13 protein-coding genes are annotated in these 17065 nt (G+C 55.5%); 6 read left to right on the top strand and 7 right to left on the bottom strand.

The window, feature by feature from the left end; all coding sequences use genetic code 11:
• Window positions 1-49 precede the first annotated feature (49 nt).
• Window positions 50-1240 carry a multidrug effflux MFS transporter gene (locus tag Q4551_RS10180; RefSeq protein ID WP_303433550.1) on the top strand — a complete coding sequence of 397 codons (1191 nt, stop codon included), beginning with the start codon at window positions 50-52 and terminating at the stop codon, window positions 1238-1240.
• 76 nt (window positions 1241-1316) lie between these two features.
• On the opposite strand, the gene Q4551_RS10175 is transcribed toward Q4551_RS10180, so the two are convergent.
• The 4 genes from Q4551_RS10175 to Q4551_RS10160 all read right to left on the bottom strand — a co-directional run bounded on the left by Q4551_RS10175 (window position 1317) and on the right by Q4551_RS10160 (window position 4771).
• The gene (locus Q4551_RS10175) at window positions 1317-2240 is read right to left on the bottom strand and encodes a carbon-nitrogen hydrolase family protein (protein WP_303433548.1); all 924 of its coding nucleotides are present in this window, start codon (window positions 2238-2240) and stop codon (window positions 1317-1319) included.
• Window positions 2237-2842 (bottom strand): GNAT family N-acetyltransferase, encoded by a 606-nt coding sequence (locus Q4551_RS10170; RefSeq protein ID WP_303433547.1) that lies wholly within the window; start codon window positions 2840-2842, stop codon window positions 2237-2239. Before Q4551_RS10170 ends, Q4551_RS10175 begins: the two co-directional genes overlap by 4 nt.
• A gap of 189 nt (window positions 2843-3031) precedes the next feature.
• Entirely contained in the window at window positions 3032-3502 is a 471-nt protein-coding gene (locus tag Q4551_RS10165; protein ID WP_303433545.1) for a MarR family winged helix-turn-helix transcriptional regulator, read from the bottom strand.
• A 216-nt stretch (window positions 3503-3718) separates the two neighbouring features.
• A complete protein-coding gene (locus Q4551_RS10160) occupies window positions 3719-4771 on the bottom strand; it encodes a TRAP transporter substrate-binding protein (protein ID WP_303433543.1) in 1053 nt (350 codons plus the stop codon).
• A 285-nt stretch (window positions 4772-5056) separates the two neighbouring features.
• Here Q4551_RS10160 and Q4551_RS10155 point away from each other — a divergent pair, with 285 nt between their 5' ends.
• The 4 genes from Q4551_RS10155 (at window position 5057) to Q4551_RS10140 (ending at window position 10413) form a co-directional block, all read left to right on the top strand.
• Complete coding sequence (locus Q4551_RS10155; RefSeq protein ID WP_303433542.1) at window positions 5057-5821, top strand: crotonase/enoyl-CoA hydratase family protein; 765 nt, start codon at window positions 5057-5059, stop codon at window positions 5819-5821.
• Window positions 5822-5884: 63 nt separating this feature from the next.
• A complete protein-coding gene (locus tag Q4551_RS10150; protein ID WP_303433540.1) occupies window positions 5885-6664 on the top strand; it encodes a 3-hydroxyacyl-CoA dehydrogenase in 780 nt (259 codons plus the stop codon).
• Between the two features lie 11 nt (window positions 6665-6675).
• The gene (locus Q4551_RS10145) at window positions 6676-8454 is read left to right on the top strand and encodes an acyl-CoA dehydrogenase (protein WP_303433539.1); all 1779 of its coding nucleotides are present in this window, start codon (window positions 6676-6678) and stop codon (window positions 8452-8454) included.
• A gap of 81 nt (window positions 8455-8535) precedes the next feature.
• Window positions 8536-10413 (top strand): feruloyl-CoA synthase, encoded by a 1878-nt coding sequence (locus tag Q4551_RS10140; RefSeq protein ID WP_303433537.1) that lies wholly within the window; start codon window positions 8536-8538, stop codon window positions 10411-10413.
• Between the two features lie 266 nt (window positions 10414-10679).
• Here Q4551_RS10140 and Q4551_RS10135 read toward each other — a convergent pair whose 3' ends face one another.
• From Q4551_RS10135 to Q4551_RS10125, 3 genes are all read right to left on the bottom strand, one after another.
• Window positions 10680-12068, bottom strand: a complete 1389-nt coding sequence (locus Q4551_RS10135) for a TRAP transporter large permease subunit (protein ID WP_303433535.1) — start codon at window positions 12066-12068, stop codon at window positions 10680-10682.
• Window positions 12058-12609: a TRAP transporter small permease subunit gene (locus tag Q4551_RS10130; protein ID WP_303433533.1), complete on the bottom strand. Its 552-nt coding sequence runs from the start codon at window positions 12607-12609 to the stop codon at window positions 12058-12060. The genes Q4551_RS10135 and Q4551_RS10130 overlap by 11 nt, the downstream gene beginning before the upstream one ends.
• A 118-nt stretch (window positions 12610-12727) precedes the next feature.
• Complete coding sequence (locus Q4551_RS10125; RefSeq protein WP_303433530.1) at window positions 12728-13777, bottom strand: TRAP transporter substrate-binding protein; 1050 nt, start codon at window positions 13775-13777, stop codon at window positions 12728-12730.
• 340 nt (window positions 13778-14117) lie between these two features.
• Between Q4551_RS10125 and Q4551_RS10120 the strand changes: the two genes are divergently transcribed.
• A partial coding sequence (locus tag Q4551_RS10120; protein ID WP_303433528.1) for a PAS-domain containing protein occupies window positions 14118-17065 on the top strand: 2948 nt, incomplete at its 3' end.

Below are 17065 nucleotides of genomic sequence, written 5' to 3'. Positions count from 1 at the left end.
TCGTGGTTATCCAACCGGCGTGGTACGTTTTTTGTCTTTCCGGAGAATTATGTCTGCTATGACGGCTCGCCTGACCCCTGGCTTCTTGTTAATGCTTTCAGCGTTAACAGCGCTGGCGCCTTTGGGCACTGATATCTATTTATCCGCAGTACCGGTGATCGCCAGTGAGTTCAGTAAATCACTGCACGAGGTTGAACTGTCGGTCAGTGTTTTTCTGATGGGTTTCAGCCTTGGGCAACTGCTGGGTGGGCCGTTGTCGGATCGTTATGGTCGTCGCACCATGGTGATTACCGGGCTGGCCATTTTTGCTGTCGGTGCCGGCGGTATCCTGCTGTCGCAATCGCTGGATGAAATGTTGGTCTTCCGGGCCGTGCAGGCCCTCGGCGGTGGACTCGCCGTCGTCAACAGCACCGCGATTATTCGCGACCTTGCCAGTGGCCGTGAAGGTGCTTCGGCCATGATCCGGGTCATTCAGGTCATGATGGTTGCGCCGCTGATTGCGCCGCTGCTGGGTATGTTTATTCTGAAACTGCTGGGCTGGCATGCCATTTTCGGCTTTTTGCTGGTGTATGCCCTGTTGTTGATTGCGCTGTTTTATTACCGCTTGCCGGAAACCCGCAAAGTCCGTACCGGAGGTAATCCGCTGCGTAACTACTGGCAGGTGCTGGGTGATCCGCGGGTCTGGGGGTTTATCGCCTCAACCTGTGGCGCATACGCTGGCATGCTGTCGTTTGTCACCTCATCCCCGGGTATTTTTATGGGCTATTTTGGTTTGACTGAAACCGTTTATCCCCTCGTATTTGGCTGTGTGGTGTTCACCATGCTGTCGATGAGCAAGGTCAATCTGCACTTGTTGAAGCGGCTTGATCCACCGGTGCTGATTGGTATCGGACAGAAAATCCAGATCACCATGGCGCTGCTGATGATCGGCTATGTGTTCCTGTTCGACCAACTGTCGGTCTGGCTGTTAACCCTGATGCTGATGCTGTATGTCGGCAGTCATGGCTTTGTGGTCGCCAATGCAACCTCGTCCATCACCGAATTTTTCCCTCACCTGGCCGGTACCGCCACAGCGCTGGTGGGTGCCATGGGTTTTGCCAGTGGGGGTATTGCCGGGTCGGTGGTCAGCAGCTTCTCGGACGGCTCACCCAAGGCGATGATTTGCATGATGCTGGCGGCGGCGTTGTTCGGCTTTACCGTGCGTACCCTGGCGTCACCCAAAACATCGGTTGCCGGATAATCACCGCATCAAGCCCCAGACGAGACCCTGAAGCGGACTACGCACCAGGGTCGCAGCCGTTATCTGTCTTGCCGGCTTATTCCGTTGGCTTATCGGCAAGAGGCGGAGTTACAAACGGGTATTGCCCATCCCAGTCGCGATAGTTGAACACCTGGCCCGCCTTGCGCACATGGGCCAGTTCAGCCAGATCCAGGTCGGCATAACACCAGCCCGGCTGGTTGGTGGCTAAGCGGGTGATGATGCCGTCATCCGGAAAACCATAATCCACCGGTGAGTAAATACCGGCAGCACCGTAGTTCACATCAATTGCCGGAGACCAGGCCGCCTCACCCACCGTGGGGGACTGCAACACAAAGCACTGGTTTTCCAACGCCCGTGCCCGACAGCTCAACTGTACCCGGTGGTACCCTGCCAGTGTATCGGTGCAGGAAGGCACCAGAATCAGATCGGCCCCCTGGGCCACTTGCTGATGGGCAAACAGCGGGAATTCACTGTCGTAACAGATATTGATCGCCAGGCGGCCAAAGGGTGTATCAAAAACACGCAACTCATCCCCTGCCGAGATGCCCCATTGCTCGCGTTCAAAACGGGTCATTTGCAGCTTGTCCTGCCAGTGCACTTCACCCGAGGGGTAACACAGATAACAGCGGTTAACGTATTGTTCCCAGCCCGCCACCGTTGCCAACCCGACCGGGAAGGTGCCAGCAGCGATCACCACCTGGTGTTGCTTTGCCAGCCGCACAAATTCGGCCACAAATGGCACTCGTAGCCCTTGCAGCTCGATCAGTTGCTGCTTCAGTGACTGGTACACCGCCGGAGGAAACAGCGAGGTCAGTTCCAGCGATACATATTCTGGCAGCAGCAGTACTTTCGCACCGTCCTCGGCGGCTTCTGCCACCAAAGCCGATATTTTTTTTTGCCAGTCGGCAAAACTGGCCAGAAAGCCAACCTCGTAGGCGGCGGTTGCAACGCGCAAGGTAGTCGCAGTGTTTGTAGTCACAGTGATTTCATCCAGAACATCATGGGGTGGGCACTGGCGGCATCCTGATCAATATCCTGCCAGTCGTAATGCGTTATCAGATCCGGGCATGGCCGGTAGCCAAAGTGCTGCCAGACCTTATCCAGAGGCCGATAGTCGGCCGGTTTCAGCGGGTGCTGCGGTGGTCGTACCACGGCGCAAAAACACAGGGCATCAAAGCTGCCCTGACCTCGTGCGTGCTTTTCCCGTCCGGCAAAAAATCCGCGATAGATTCCTTGACCACGGTAAGCGGGTAACAACACCGATTCAGCACAATAAAACAGCCGGGAGGTATTCATACCGGCCCGTTCAAACGGCTGTCGGAAGGCAGCGTCTTCATAACCCATGGGGATGCCGGTTGAAGCACCAACAACCTGTTGACCCGGCGGCAAACAATCATCAATGGCCAGGATCGCCATTGCCGCACCAGAACCGGTATAGGTCTGCAGATACTGCCGCTCGTATGCAGCAGACCCTTGGTACAGATAGGGATATTCCCGAAATACTTGTATGCGTAATCGTGCCAGATCGTCAATCCAGGCTTGCAGCTCAACGCCGCTGACGTACAACAGGGAAACGGACATGCCACCCTCTTCGTCTGTTTTGTGAGTCTGTTCAGTATCGATAACGAGAGCGCTACCCGGCTTTACAGCCATCGCCCTTCGCGGTGATGTCCAGACTGACAAAGCCGTTGGTGCATATCAATTAAAAGGTCTTTTTCATCCGCGTGCCATGACGCAAGTCCGTTCCTTTCCGCAACGATGGGATGAACATCAGGTATTGTCGTGAGAGTCCGGCTGACACAGACGGGCGAGCATATCGATCAGCAGGTCTTTTTCACCGGCTTCCAGTCGCGCTTCCAGCGCACGTTCCTGTTCTTTCACCCGGTTTTCAATGGTCTGATAAAAACGTTCGCCGTGTTCGGTCAGATAAAGTGCATAGGAACGGCGATCATTCAGGGATGGACGGCGCTCGACCAGATCCATTTTTTCCAGTTTGTCGACCGCTGCTACCATGGCCGAACGATCATTACCCAATGCCTGGGCAATGGCAGTCTGGGTGCGGCCAGGATTACGCGTTACCAGCACCAGTACCCCAAACAGGCCGGGGCTGATACCCAGATCGGTGCAGGCTTCCGCAAAGCGGTTAAAAAAAACCAGCTGGGTGCGACGCAGGCGATAGCCAATCAGATCGTGCAAAATACCAAAATCGAGAGAATCAGAAGATGAGCCAGAAGTTGCCATAAGATGCCTGGTGTCGGAACAGCCCAAAGGCTGCGGAGTAAAAAATAATCACAGCCGCCAGTATAGCAAACAACAATTGTTCTCCGGGCAATTGTTGTTTGTTAAACCGTTCTCAAACCACACATCATTTACCCGAAACTGACGGCTGCCCCTGCCCCTATCCCTACCCTAAAGAGTGTGGATAGCCGAGCCGCCGGTCACAGTCCCGGCAAACACTCAGGAACCGGTTTGCTGCTGGTACTTGGTAATCAGCGCGTTGGCTTTGTTGTACAGGGCCTGGCCATTCAGGCCATCGTCCGTCATATCGTTAATCCAGGCATCCGTCACCGGTTGCATCTGTTTTTTCCAGTGGGCGGCTTCCGATGCCGGCAAGGTATAGAAATGATTTCCCCCTGCAGCCGTAATGTCATACCCGGCCTGTTCGGACTGGTCAAACAAGCTGCCGATATGGCGAGACAGCTCTATTCCTGCGTTATTATCGATGACTTTTTTCAGCTCGGCAGGCAGTTTGGCATAGGTTTTTTTGTTCATACTGAACACAAAAAACTGGGTATACAGGCCACGATCACCACTGACCAGCGTATGGTTATTGGTCAATTGGTTGATTTTCATCGGGACAACCACTTCGAACGGCAAGGCGGCCACATCAAGAATACCTTTCGACAGGGCACTCGACATTTGTGTCACTGGCATAAAGACCGGTGCCGCGCCCATGATATCGAACGCTTCCGCCATGGCTTTGTTCGGCGCACGTAGTTTCAAGCCTTTGACGTCCGCCGAGGTTTTCAGCAGCTCGCCCCGGGAATGCAAGGAGCCGGGGGCATGGGTGTGCAGCGCCAGTACGTGTACATCACTCAGCTCGTCCTGCATTTCTGCTTCGCCATATTCTTGCAGCGCCATACTGGTGGCTTCGGCACTGGCTGCCATAAAGGGCAATTCAAACACACTGGCTTTCGGGAAACGGCCCGGTGTATAGCCTCCCACCGTCCAGGAAATATCCACCACCCCTTTACGGACCTGATCGAGTAGCTGCGGCGGTTTACCACCCAGTTGCATCGCCGGGAAGACGTCGATCTTGATACGTCCTCCAGATTCTTTCATCACCTTGTCGGCCCATGGTTGCAGAATTTTTTTATGAGCCATCGCCATGGGTGGCAGAAAATGATGCAGCTTGAAGGTGTATTCCGGTTCTGCCGCCTGGGCATGGAAAGCTGTCGTCAGACTGCCCAGCGTCACACCCAGTGCAACCAGCAGGTTTTTGATTTTCATGATTCATACCTTTTTATTTTTATTGGTTCGTTCAAGGCTGGCCGACACAGGCCTGTCACCTTGCGTCAATGAGTTTGTCCCGACGAATTGTTTATGTCAACAACAGTTGATTTCATACCCATTAATGACCAAGCGTGTTTTTCGCCTCTCTGACATCACCTGTTGATATGACGAAGTTATGGGTTGCAAACTGTTGTACGTATAAACTATATTTAAAAACAACAAATATCCGAATGACTGGTTTCAGCGGATAACTAACAACAATAACGCCGGAGAGGCCCGCTCATGAGTAACTATCAACACCTGACGTTCCGTGTCGACAACCATATTGGCCATCTGACCCTGAACCGCCCAAACAAAAAGAACGCCATCAACGATGCCCTGTGCCTGGAGATCGAACAGGTCTTTATCAATATGCCCAAGGACGTCAGCGTCGTACTGTTCTCAGGCAACGGCCCGGAGTTCTGCTCCGGCCTCGACCTGTCGGAACATACCGCCCGAGAACCATTTGAAGTGGTTGTGCATTCGCGCATGTGGCACCGCGTCTTCAGCCATATCAGCAACAGCGGTATTCCGATTGTGGCGGCGCTGCATGGTGCCGTGATTGGTGGTGGTCTGGAGTTGGCGATTTGTGCCCACGTCCGGGTCTCCGACGAGACAACTTTCTACCGCTTGCCCGAAGGTCGCCACGGTATTTTTGTTGGTGGTGGCGCTTCTGTTCGGGTGGCGCAGACCATAGGCCATGGCCGCATGACCGAGATGATGCTGACGGGTCGCACACTCTCAGCCAGCGACGGGGAACGTCTGGGGCTGGCTCATTATGTTGTGCCGCAGGGCAGCGCCCTGGCAAAAGCCCAGGAATTGGCCGCCACCATCGCCAGCAATTCCCGTCTTTCCAACTGGGCAATGGCTTCCGGTCTGGCTCGTATCAACAATATGGCCAGCGACGACGGCCTGTTTACCGAATCGTTGCTGACCGGCATGACCCAGACCAGTGGCGAGGTCAAAGAACGGATCGACGCCTTTCTTAATCGCAAAAAATCATCCTGACACCCGTTCGATTGTTTATGAACCCGAGTCGTTGCATCCAATTTTGTGAAGAAGGAGTGATCCATGAATCTTGCCAATAAACATTGTCTGGTCACCGGTGCCGGTTCTGGCCTCGGTGAAGCCGTTGCCCGCCGTCTGCTGAGCCAGGGCGCTCGCGTGACATTGGTCGACATCAATGCCGAAACCGGTAATCGACTGGCCACCCGGCTGGCGGCGGACTTCCCGGGCAGCAGCCTGTTTTGTCACTGCGATATTACTGCAGAAGACGCCGTAGCCAGCGCCATTCATCAAGGTATTGAGCGCTTCGGCAGCCTCTTCGGACTGGTTAACTGCGCTGGTATTCCAGGGGCTGAGCGCGTTATCGGCCGCGAAGGGCCTCACCGGCTGTCCTCTTTCCAGAGAGCTCTGAATATTAACCTGCTCGGCACCTTCAATATGATTCGCCTGTGTGCCGACCAGATGCAACACAACGAACAGGAAGCCACCGGTGAACGTGGCGTCATTATCAATACCGCGTCTGTCGCCGCTTTTGATGGCCAGATTGGCCAGGCCGGTTATGCCGCATCCAAGGCCGGAGTGGTCGCCATGACGCTACCGATTGCCCGGGAACTGGCCCGCTTCGGTATTCGGGTAATGACCATTGCCCCGGGATTGTTCAAAACCCCCATGATGGCGGTACTACCCGACGAAGTGCAGCAATCCCTCGGCGCTGCAGTCCCCTTTCCAGCACGACTGGGGGAGCCGGACGAGTTTGCCCAACTGGTGCAGCAGATTTTTGAAAACTGCATGCTGAATGGCGAAACCATCCGTCTGGATGGCGCGATCCGCATGGCGGCCAAATAGGGAGAGTGGCAATGAGTGAATATCTGGCACCCTTAAAAGACATGCAGTTTACCCTCGAACTGGTACGCCAGCACACAGGTCTGGACCAGATCGAGGTACTGGCTGAGATGACCCCTGATTTCGCCAATACAATTCTGGCTGAAGCCGCCAAATTTGCCACTGGGGTACTGTCACCCCTCAATCAGGTGGGCGACCAGCAAGGCTGCCGCTTCGACAATGGCACCGTCATCACCCCACCGGGCTGGCAACAAGCCTATCAACAGTTCTGCGATAACGGCTGGATGGGGCTGGCCATGACAGAAGCCGCGGGAGGGCAGGCACTGCCCCGGTTTATCGCCCAGCCAGTAAACGAGATGTGGCTATCGGCCAATCTGGCTTTTGTGATGTTCCACGCCCTCAACCAGGGTGGCAGCGATATCCTGCGGCACTTTGGCAGCGCCACACAACAACAGCGTTATCTCGAACCCCTCGCCAGTGGCCAGTGGACCATCGCCATGGCGCTGACCGAACCGGGTGCTGGTTCCGACCTGGCTGCGACCACCACCAAAGCCACACCGCTGGCGGATGGCAACTATCGCATCAAGGGGCAGAAGATTTTTATCACCTATGGTGAGCACGACATGGCCGCCAATATCATCCATCTGGTGCTGGCCCGTACCCCGGATGCACCGGCAGGCAGTCGCGGTATTTCCCTGTTTGCGGTACCGAAATACCGTATCGAAGCTGATGGCTCACTGGGTGCACACAATGATGTGGTCTGTAGCGGCATTGAACACAAGATGGGTCTGCACGGCAGCCCCACCTGTTCGATAAGTTATGGCGACCACGACGACTGTATTGGCGAGCTGATCGGCGCTGAAAACCAAGGCCTGATGGCCATGTTTGTACTGATGAACGAAGCCCGTCTCAGCACCGGCATGCAAGGGGTCGGGTTTGGTGAGCTCAGTTACCAGCACGCCCTGCGTTACGCCCAGGAGCGCAGTCAGGGCAGTCACTTCCAGAACGGCACCCGGGTCACCATCAACCAGCACCCGGATGTGCAGCGTATGCTGCTGACGATGCGCAGCCAGACCATGGGTCTGCGAGCACTGGGGTATCTGCTGGCAGCCTGGATTGATCTGGCTGAACACAGCAGCGATGAGCAGCAACGCCAGCAACTGCGGGGGCAAATTGCCCTGCTGACGCCGGTCTTCAAAGCCTTTGGCACCGAACAGGGCAACCAGATGAGCTACACCTGTTTGCAGGTATTTGGTGGCATGGGCTTTGTTGAAGAAACCGGTATTGCCCAGTTTATGCGCGACGCCCGCATCATCACCATTTACGAAGGCACCACCGGCATTCAGGCACGCGACCTGCTATTCCGCAAAATACTGGCCGATAAGGGAACCGCCTTGCGGTGCCTGCTACGGCATATCCACCAGGATGCCGATCGACTGGCGACGCCATTGGCTGAATTACAGAGTAATCTGATTCATTCCGTCGCGGCGATGCAGAACCAGCTAGAAGCCCTGCTCGACAGCGCCAACAAGACAAGTGAGCAGACTCGCTTACATGCCGGGTCTGTGCCTTTGCTCGACGCACTGGGAATACTCTGCGTTGGCTGGCAGCTGGCTTTACTGGCCGATCAGGCCTGTATACGCGGCGACAGTGATGCCGACTATCATCGCAACCTGATCGCCCAGGCCCGCTTCTATTTTGCCCATGAGATGCCCCGTATCCAGGCGCTCTTAGCCACAGTAGCTGATGCCGATAACGGCCTGAAAGATTTCGACTTTAACGCCGCCGGATAAACCCGGCAGCCAGCATGACCAACCAATAACAACTCACACTCGATGCAAATAATCATAAAAAGTGCATCATGGAGCCTCAACATGCTTGCTGATTTTCATCCTGTCCATGTCGTGACCCATCGGGTCGATGTTGAACACCGCGAAGATGGCAGTCGCATTATCCGTTCGGTCGGAGAGCTGTGCGACTATCCGGAACGAATTACCGACCGCCTGGACTACTGGGCAACACAGACCCCGGAGCGGCCGTTTGTCAGCCAGCGCCCCCAGGCCGGTACCGACCACCAGCACTGGCAAACCCTTAACTATGCCGACACCCGCCGCCGCGTACGGGCCATCGCCCAATGGTTACTGGATCTGCGCATCGACGGCGAACCCCTGAGTCAGGAGCGGCCGATTGTGATTCTGTCGGGCAACAGCAGCGAACACCTGCTGCTGGCACTGGCTGCCATGTACGTCGGTATTCCCTATGCTCCTGTTTCTACGGCCTACTCCACCATTTCTACCGATTTTGGCAAGCTGCGCCATATCGTCGAAACCCTGACCCCGGGACTGGTATTTGCCGACAACCTCGGACCATACCGTGATGCCATTGATGCCGTATTACCCGGTTTGCCCGTGGTCGCGGTTGTATCTGCCCACGGCAACGACGGTCTGGAAGGAGTACTGACCCCATTTGATACCCTGATCAACACCACAGTGACCGCTGCCGTCGATCAGGCCAACCGGGCCGTCAGTGCCAGCAGTATCGCCAAATTTCTTTTTACCTCCGGCTCCACCGGTATGCCCAAAGGGGTGATCAACACCCATAAAATGCTCTGCGCCAACCAGGCCATGCTCGCCAGTGTACTGGCCTTTGTGCAGCAACAACCACCGGTAGTGGTCGACTGGCTGCCGTGGAACCACACCTTTGGCGGCAACCACAACGTCGGCCTGGTGCTGTTCAACGGTGGTTCACTGTATATCGACCAGGGCAAACCTGTCCCCAAAGCCATGCCAGTCACGCTCGACAATCTGCGCGATATTTCGCCGACGGTGTATTTTAACGTGCCCAAAGGCTTTGAATTGCTGGCCCAGGGGCTGAAAGACAATCCCGATGTCGCCGCCAACTTTTACCGCCACCTGAACGTCATGTACTTCGCCGGTGCTGGTCTGGCCCAGCATGTATGGGATGCACTGGATGAACTGGCGATTCAGCATACGGGTAGAAAAGTCCCGATGCTGACGGGCCTTGGCTCAACCGAAACCGGCCCGGCGGCGTTGTTCGCTTCAATAGAAGAGTGCGCTTCCGGTGTGGTTGGTGTACCCGCGCCGGGTACCGACATCAAACTGGTGCCCAATGGCGGCAAACTCGAAGCCCGTATCCGTGGCCTCAGTATTACTCCGGGGTACTGGCGCGATGCAGAGAAAACCGCCACCGCTTACGATGAAGAAGGCTTTTACTGTCTCGGTGATGCCCTCAAGTTTATTGATGAACAACAGCCCGATCGGGGATTTTACTTCGATGGTCGAGTGTCGGAAGACTTCAAACTGGATACCGGCACCTGGGTCAGCGTCGGCAGTCTGCGACCGTTTGTAATCCACCATTGCGCCCCCTACGTGCAAGACCTGGTGATTGCGGGCCGCGACCGGGGCTATATTTCGATACTGGTCTTCCCCGACCTGTCGCAACTGCATCAGCTAACGGAACTGCCCGCCGACGCCAGCGCCAGCGAGCTGGTATCACACCCCCGCACCCGCGAGGTCTTCGGACGCCTGCTCACTGAAATGGCTGCCTCGTCAACCGGCAGCTCCAACCGGGTTCAGCGCTTGGTCATTGAAGCCCGGCCACCACAGCTGGATGCCCATGAAATTACCGACAAAGGCTCCATCAATCAAAATGCGGTATTAACCAATCGTGCCGATACCGTTGCCGAGCTGTACGCGGCCGAGCCTGCCGCCCATATCATCTGTCTGTCCTGACTCGGTTAGCTCCCATAACCCGTGCCGCCAGCAAATTACACCAGCGGCACGGCCATTGCGGCTGCGCCAAAAATTTGCCTGGCTGCTGAGTCAGGAGCCAGGCTGATACAGAGATACAGAGATACAGAGATACAGAGATATATGGAGAATGGAGAATAAATAGAGAGGGAGAAGCGGATGAGAAGCAAGAGAAGCAAGAGAAGCGGAAGAAAAAAGGTAGCCTGCTATCAGATATTCACCTGACAGCAAGGCTACCCGATCAGGGGTTACGGCCCGTAGATATAAGCAGGGAACCAGTTAACCAGTCCAGGGAAAGCAATCAGCAGCGCCAGGGCTGTCAGTTGCAGCAAGATAAACGGAATAACACCTTTATAGATGGTTGTCAGGCTGACTTCGGGCGGGCACACACCCTTTAAATAAAACAGCGAGAAACCCACCGGCGGTGTCAGGAATGATGTCTGCAAGGTCAATGCAACCAGCATGACAAACCACACCAGTGTCGGGTCATCCATCACGCCATAGCCATTAATCGCGATATCCAGCGCACTGATCACCGGCGCAACCAGCGGCAGAATAATCAGCGTGATTTCGATCCAGTCGAGAATAAAGCCCAGCAAGAAAACAATACCGAGAATAAACAGGATGATGCCGTATGGGCCAAATGGCAGAGAGGTCAGCAGCGACTCGATGTATTCATCACCGCCCAGCTCCCGCAGCACCAACGCAAACATGGTGGCACCGATAAATATCGCAAAAATATAACCACTGACGTTCAGCGTATCGTGCAGACATTCCCGAATCACCTTAATGCTCAGGCGTTTGTTTTGCCAGGCCAGTCCCATGGCAGCAGCAGCACCCACGGCAGAAGCTTCGGTGGGCGTCGCGATGCCCGCAAAAATACTGCCGAGTACCGCCAGAATCATGGCCAGCGTTGGGGCCACGGCCTTGAACACATCGATCCAGACCTTGGCAGTCACTGGCTGGATATTGTCATCCAGCGGCATCGATTCCGGTTTGAACAGGCCCCAGCCCAGAATATAGACAATGTACAGCACGCCCAGCAGCAGACCGGGCATGACGGCCCCCATAAACAGGTCGCCAACCGATAACGCCAGCTGGTCGGCCATAATCACCAGCATGATGCTGGGCGGAATCAGGATACCCAGCGTTCCGGCACTGGCGATGGTGCCCACGGTGACGGTTTTCTCATAACCCTGACCCAGCATCGCCGGTAAGGACATAACCCCGAGCAGCACCACGGAAGCACCAACAATACCAGTGGAAGCGGCCAGAATAATCCCGATCAGTACCACGGTAATGGCCAGTCCGCCCCGCACCCGACCAAACAGCGCCTGGAAGGACTTCATCAGGTTTTCGGCCACGCCGGATTTGTCGAGCAGGTTGCCCATCAGAATAAACATCGGCAACGCGACCAGAATCCAGTTATCCATGATCTTGTAGGTGCGGTCGACCACCAGTCCGACCGAGGTAAAGTCGATGCCGATAATGGTATCGAGGTACATATCCGACAGATAAGCCAGCAACGCAAACACGGTGCCGACACCCGCCAGCACCCAGGCCACCGGAAAGCCGGTAAACAGCAGCAGGATAAAACTGGCGAACATGGCGATGATCAGGATTTCATTAATTTCCATGGCACTGACCTCCACTCCGCTGGCGCTGCAACAGCACCACTTCGCGACCGATACGATTGAGCGTCGCGATAATCATTAATCCCATGGTGACGGGAATCAGGGTTTTGATCAGCCAGCGCCAGGGCAATCCGGCAGGGGCAATCGAGCGTTCATTAATACGCCAGGACTGATAGACAAAATCCAGCCCGTGATAAAACACCAGCATCAGGAACGGTAATAACAGCAACGTCAGCCCGAGAATTTCGACCACATGTTTGGTGGTCGGGCTGAAATGACTGTGCAGTACGTCGACCCGGACGTGACTGTTGTTGGCCTGGGCATACAGCACACCGGCAAAGACACCAATGGCGTATAGATGCCATTGCAGCTCTTCCAGTGCAATCATGCCTGCGCTGAAGCCACGCCGTAACATCACCTGGGTGAGAATCACCACCATCAGGAGGGCGAAAATCCAGGCAATGGCCTGACTGAGCCGGATCAGTAGCCGGTCGATCCTATCGGCAAAAGGCACCGGAGGCGGAGTATCTGGGTGCTGGTTCATGGGAGTTCCTGAGGAGTGTTCGGATGGATAAAACCTTGCGGCCAAAAGCAAAACAGAGTGTCTGACAGACACCCTGCCGCTCGCAGCGGCAAGGTGCCTGTAACCAAATCAGACCAGATCAGTCACGCGGCAAAAAGGCGCGGCTGGACCACAGTTGATAGTTGGTACGGAAGGTTTGCAGGTCGTCGTAAACCGCTGCGAAGGTTGGGTCCTTGCGCTGCTCGGCGGCCACTTCATCCCAGGCACCCTTGAAAGCATCCAGCATTTCTTTGGGCCATTCGTGTACCGTGACGCCCCGTTCTTCCATATTGGCGCGAATCGCTTCGAACTGGATAAATTCAGACTCAGCAACCGAGTTGGTAACGGAAGCCTTACAAGTGGTAGAGACAACGGCGCGTTGCTGGTCGGACATGCTTTTCCAGGTGTCGCCATTGATCAGCAGCTCAAAGAAAGTGGCTTGCTGGTGCCAGCCCGGAAAATAGTTGTGCTTGGCAACCTTGTAGAAACCGAGTTTCTGATCAATCGCCGGTTGTGAAAATTCAGTCGCGTCGATAGCGCCTTTTTCCAGCGCACCAAAGATCTCACCGCCAGGAATCAACGAGGTCGACACGCCCAGCTTGGCCAGCACTTCACCACCCAGACCATAGAAACGCATGTTCAGACCCTTGAGGTCTTCGAGCGAGTTAACAGGCTTCTTGAACCAGCCGGACGTTTCCGGGCTGATCAGCGAGCAAGGCTCGACATGGACGTTATAACCGGCATCGTCGTACATTTTCTGATACAGCTTGAGGCCGTTGCCGTAATACATCCAGGCCGCAAATTCCGGCGCTTCCGGGCCAAAGGGAATGGTTGAGAAAATGGCCGCCGCAGGCATCTTGCCGGCCCAATAACCGGCAATGGAGTAACCGGAATTGACCTTGCCCGCAGACACAGCGTCGAGGATCTGCAGCGGTGCAACCAGTTTGCCCGGCTCATACAGTTTCATTTTGACTTCGCCACCGGAGACCAGTGGTAACTGGTCGGCAACCCAGGCAATCGGAGTGCCCAGTGCTGGCAGGTTCGAACCAAAGGCAATCGGGGTTTTCAGCAAGATGGGTTTGGCTTGTACGGCGGTGCAGCAGAGCGCCAGCGCGGAGGTAGCCACCAGAGTCGAAAGAGTGCGTTTCATAGCCTGATCCTGATTATTATTTTTCAGTGACTGGAGCTGCCATCGGTTGGAGTAATGGCTCGCCAGAGTGTCTGAAAAACTATAGGGAGGCGACCTGGGGCATCCTACCCTTCTTTGGTAGGGGAATTAGCCATCACCTACCAAAGTAGGTTGAGCGCGGCCAGCAACCTGTATACAAGGTGATAAGCGTCAGAAAGAGTGACTCGGATTCACGTTTTCAGGAAAACAATAACAATGACCTCTGTACCGGCAAAACGCCTGTGGCAACCAGCGTGTGGACGTGTGTTTGAGTCTGTTTGTAGCCTGTGCCTGTGCCTGTGTGTGAGCGTGAGCGTTCGTTATGGATAGCCTGATCCACCAGGTCTGGTTTGTGGGTGGGCTGTCGCTGATGTACGTCGGCTTTTTGTTTGTGATCGCGATATGGGGATCACACTGGATGCGGCCTTCCTGGCAGCCGTATGTCTACAGCCTGACGCTGGCGATTTTCTGCACCAGCTGGGCATTTTACGGCACCGTACAGCAAGCGCTGACCCATGGCTGGATTCTGGCTCCGACCTACACCGGCGCCATTATTCTGATTACCGTCGGCTGGAAGGTCATGGACCGCATCATCCAGATTGCCCGCCAGGAAAACAGCACCACCATTTCGGATTTTATTTCCGCCCGCTTTGGCCACAGTCGCGGCGTTGGCATTCTGGTGGCCTTGTTATGTTTGCTTGGCGTAGTGCCCTATATCGCGCTGCAGCTCAAAGCGGTGTCGGCCAGCTTCCAGCTGGTTACCCTGACCAGCTCGGTGGAGCTGCGCTGGTTCAGCGACCCGACGCTAATTATTGCGGGGATCATGGCGGTTTTCAGTATCTTGTTTGGTACCCGAACGGTCGACTCCAGCGAAAGCCATCAGGGCATGATGCTGGCCATTGCCTTTGAATCCCTGGTCAAACTGGTGGCCTTGATGGCAGTGGGACTGTTTGCCGTCTATGGCCTGTACGACGGCTTTGCGGATCTGGTCAGTACTGCGATGGCTGACCCATTGATTGCGCAGACCCTGACCGATTATGCCGATCCCAGTGTTTATCTGACCCATGCCTTGCTGGGAGCCATCGCCATTATTGCCTTGCCACGTCATTTTCACGTGGCGGTTGTCGAGTACCGTTCACAGCGGGATATCCGGGCGGCACGCTGGATGTTTCCGCTGTATTTGCTGGCAATCAACCTGTTTTTGTTACCGCTGGGGCTGGCGGCAACGCTGAACCAGGACATGCTGGAATCCTTCACCTATATCACGCTGGAATTACCGCTGGCTTTTCAGCAGGAATGGCTGGCGCTACTGGCTTACATTGGCGGCTTGTCCGCCGGTACCTCGATGGTGATTATTTCTTCCATCACGCTGGCGACCATGGTGTGTAATGAAATTGTCTTGCCGATTCTGATCCGGCTGGGCTGGCAGGGCAACGGGACAGGCATCAAATCCCGGGTGTTGCTGATTCGTCGGGTGGCGATTGTGGGCGTGCTGGCGCTGGCGTTTGTGTATTACCGGCTGTTGTCGCAATTTCATAATCTGTCGGAAATCGGCTTGCTGGCGTTTGTGGCCATCGCCCAATTTGCCCCCGCCATCCTGATCGGCATGATCTGGCACGGAGCCAACCGGATGGGAGCCTACTGGGGTATTGGTACCGGTTTTGCCGTCTGGTCGTACACCCTGTTTCTGCCGGTTGCATCGAGTATGGGCTGGGGCGATCCGTCCCTGCTGGATGGCCCGTGGGGGCTGGCATTTTTACAACCCCATGGCCTGTTGGGGCTGGGGGAATTAAACCCGATTGTGCATGGCACCTTCTGGAGCCTGATGCTGAATACCCTGATGCTGGTGATTGCCTCGCTCTATCACAAGCCCAGCTTTGCCGATACCGAACAGGCTCAGCGCTTTGTCTACAGTACCGCCTCGTCCGCACCGATCAATACCCGGCGTTATGCCATTCATGCCCAGGATTTGCGCGCCTTGTTGCAGCGTTTTATTAACCCGGCCAAGGTCAGTGCGTTTTTTGAGGATTTCAGCAATCCGCTGACAGGACGGATTCTGCATCGCGGCGAAGTGGATGAAGCCATGCTCAAAGAAGCCGACCGCTTGCTCAGTTCGGTGGTTGGACGCAAAGGCTCGGCGCTGCTGCTACGTAATCTGGTCGAAGATGGCACCGGCCAGTACACCACATTGAACAACCTGGTTGAGGAAGTTTCCGAGGTGGTGCTGTTTAACCGGGATCTGCTCAACTCCATTCTGCACAGCCTCAACCAGGGCATCACCGTGGTCGACGAGCATTTAACGCTGGTGGCCTGGAACCAGAGTTTTGCCAGCCTGTACGGTTTCCCTCAAGGGCACTTGTACGTTGGCCAGTCGGCGGAGGCACTGCTGGGGCATATTGCCCGTTCCGGCGGCTATGGCGACCAGGACGTTGATGCCATCGTCGCGCAACGCTTCAAGGAATTACGCCAGCGCGAGAAACTGCACTATGTACGCAAAACCCGGGACGGCCGTTCGATTGAACTGAGTGGCACCCCGATTGGCGACAGCCTCTACATCACGGTGTACAGCGACATTACCGAGTATCGTCATATTGAAGAGCAGCTGCGCAGCGCCAACGAAGTACTGGAACAACGGGTCGATGAGCGCACCCACAAGCTCACCGAGCTGAACCACGACCTGCAAAAAGCCAGCCGCAACAAAACCCGCTTTCTGGCGGCAGCCGGGCATGATCTGGTGCAACCGCTCAACTCCGCATCACTGTTTTCAGCATCGATCCTGAACAAACTGGAACGCCGGCAACTGAGCAGCCCGGGGCTGGTGGAAGAAATCATGCCAGTGGCGCAGCATCTCGACCAGTCGCTGCATTCGGCCGAATCGCTGCTGAATGAATTATTGGAAATTTCCAAGCTCGATGCCGATATCGTCCGCCCGCGCCGTCAGGAGTTTGAACTGGATCAGATGCTGGACTCACTGGTGGAAGAATTTCGCCCGCTGGCAGCCCAGAAAGGCATTGAACTGCACTATGTCCGCAGCCGCATCGGCGTGGACTCAGACCCGGTGTTACTGCGTCGCATCATCCAGAACCTGCTGAGTAACGCCCTGCGGTATACGCGGACAGGCCGGATTCTGGTCGGCAGTCGTCGCCGGCAACAGCAGGTATTAATACAGGTGTTAGATACTGGCATTGGTATCCCGGCCCATGAACTGGATATGATTTTTGAGGAATTTCACCGGTTGGCAGCCGAACGCACAGGTGCAGACACCGACAT

The organism is Oceanobacter sp. 5_MG-2023 (genome assembly GCF_030548165.1).
Classification (GTDB): domain Bacteria; phylum Pseudomonadota; class Gammaproteobacteria; order Pseudomonadales; family Oceanobacteraceae; genus Oceanobacter.
This window is presented reverse-complemented; position numbering and strand designations above follow the sequence as displayed.